This window comes from Aeromicrobium sp. Leaf272 (assembly GCF_001422865.1).
Taxonomy (GTDB): Bacteria; Actinomycetota; Actinomycetes; order Propionibacteriales; family Nocardioidaceae; genus Aeromicrobium.
Map to the genome: position 1 here is coordinate 1 of NZ_LMMY01000007.1, position 2,225 is coordinate 2,225.

Annotated in this window: 3 protein-coding genes; 1 reads left to right on the top strand and 2 read right to left on the bottom strand. The window is 71.6% G+C overall.

Annotated elements, in window-relative coordinates:
• On the top strand, positions 1-1,375 hold a 1,375-nt coding region (locus tag ASF38_RS00980; protein ID WP_056573113.1), incomplete at its 5' end, for an MFS transporter.
• Here the strand turns inward: ASF38_RS00980 and ASF38_RS00985 are convergent.
• On the bottom strand, positions 1,362-1,745 hold the full coding sequence (locus ASF38_RS00985) for a hypothetical protein (protein WP_056573116.1): 384 nt from the start codon (positions 1,743-1,745) through the stop codon (positions 1,362-1,364). The genes ASF38_RS00980 and ASF38_RS00985 overlap by 14 nt on opposite strands.
• Before the next feature lies 1 nt (position 1,746).
• On the bottom strand, positions 1,747-2,225 hold a 479-nt coding region (locus ASF38_RS00990; protein WP_200914361.1), incomplete at its 5' end, for a DnaB-like helicase C-terminal domain-containing protein.

Consider the following 2,225-nt stretch of genomic DNA (forward strand, 5'->3'; position numbering starts at 1 on the left):
CCCGGTCCTGCCGCTGATCCAGGACCACTTCGACACCACCCAGAGCACCAGCACGTGGGTGCTCACCGCCTACCTGCTGTCCGCGTCGGTCTGCACGCCGCTGCTCGGCCGCATCGGCGACGCGTACGGCAAGAAGCGGATGATGGTCATCGTCCTCGTGGCGCTGGCGATCGGCTCGCTCATGGCGGCGCTCGCGCCCAGCATCGGCTGGCTGCTCGTGGCCCGCGTGGTGCAGGGACTCGGCGGCGGCGTGCTGCCGCTCTCGTTCGGCATCATCCGCGACGAGTTCGACGACCAGCGCCGCGGGCGCGCCCTCAGCATCATCGCCTCCCTGGCCGCCGTGGGCTTCGGCGTCGGCATCGTGCTCGGCGGCCCGATCGTCGAGGTGCTCGGCTACGCCTGGCTGTTCTGGCTGCCGATGATCGCGACCGCGATCGCGGCGCTCGGGGCGGCGTTCCTCGTGCCGGAGTCGCCGGTCCTCACCCCCGGTGGCATCCCGGCGACGCCGGCCGTGCTGCTCGCCGCCTGGCTCGTCTGCCTGCTGCTGCCGGTCAGCCAGGGGAACGTGTGGGGCTGGACGTCGTGGCCCGTGCTCGTCCTCCCGGCGCTGGCCGTGGTCCTGCTCGTCGTCTGGGTCGTGGTCGAGCTGCGCGCCGACGTGCCGCTCATCGACATGGCGATGATGCGGCGGCGTGGTGTCTGGACCGCCAACCTGGTCGCGGCCGGCGTCGGCTTCGGCATGTTCGCGGCCTTCGGCTTCCTTCCGCAGCTGCTGCAGACCCCCACCGAGGCCGGGTACGGCTTCGGGGCCACGACCACCGAGTCGGGTCGGCTCATCGCACCGTCGGCGCTCGCGTCGTTCCTCGTCGGGTTCGTCACGGCCCAGCTCGTCGCCCGCCTCGGCGCCAGGACCGTGATCCTCACCGGCACGCTGCTCAACGGCCTCGCCTTCGCGTCCATCGCCCTGTTCCACGACCAGACCTGGCAGCTCTACGCGGCGATCACCGTGCAGGGCATCGGTGGTGGTCTGGTGTTCTCGAGCCTGGCCAACGTCGTGATCGCGTCGGTCCCGGCGCACCAGACCGGGGTGGCGAGCGGCATGAACGCCAACATCCGCACCATCGGCGGATCCATCGGGTCCGCCGTCATGGCGGCCATCGTGACGAGCAGCACCGGCGTCGGCGGGTTCCCGCTCGAACGCGGCTACACCGTCGGCTTCCTGGTGCTCGCCGGTGCGATGTTCGTGGCCGCCCTGGCCTCGCTCCGCATCCCCGACATCCGCGCCGTCGACCAGGAGGCGGTCGAGGACTCCACCGACCTCGCCGACGAGCCGGCCGACGCGTCGCGGGCCGCCGTGCCTGTCACGTCACGCTGAGCTCGGCCAGCCGCTGCACGAGCACGGCGTACTGAGGCGCCACCCGCCCGGGATCGGCCGGGCGCGCGACCGTGGTGCCACCGGAGACGATCTCGTGGGGCGCGAACTGCTCGCGCGTGAGGTCGACCTCCGAGCCGTCGGGCAGACGGTTCCACCAGTGGAAGTCGACGCGCTCGCCGTCGACGTGCACCTCGCCCCTGACCAGCTCGCCGCCCAGGTGGTCGTGGACCACCAGGACCGTGGTGATGCACTGCCCCCGCGCGGGGTTGCCCGGGTGCCACGCCGACCGGTCCTCCGGGGCGCAGGTGTCCGGCCCCCAGGCTCGACGCAGCGCGCCGGCCAGCTCCGCGACACCTGCCGGGGCCGTCATGTCAGCCGCCGTAGAACTCGCCTGCGGCAGCACCGGGCGACGGCTCGGCGTCGCGGGCCATGGGGGTGAAGCGCGAGTAGTGGCCCTGGAAGCTGACGGCGACCTTGTTGGTCGGTCCGGAACGGTTCTTGGCCACGATGATGTCGGCCTCGCCGGGCCGCTCGGACTCGCCCGCGCTCGTGGCGTCGGGCCGGTTGATGAGGAAGACCATGTCGGCGTCCTGCTCGATCGAGCCGGACTCGCGCAGGTCGGAGATCTGCGGGGTCTTGTCGGTGCGCTGCTCCGAGCCACGGTTCAGCTGGCTGATGGCGATCACCGGGACGTTGATCTCCTTGGCCAGCAGCTTGATCTGGCGGCTGAACTCCGAGACCTCGACCTGGCGGTTCTCGACCTTCTTGCCCGAGGTCATGAGCTGCAGGTAGTCGATGACGATGAGCCCCAGCTTGCCGTCGGCCGCCTTCTGGATGCGCCGGGCCTTCG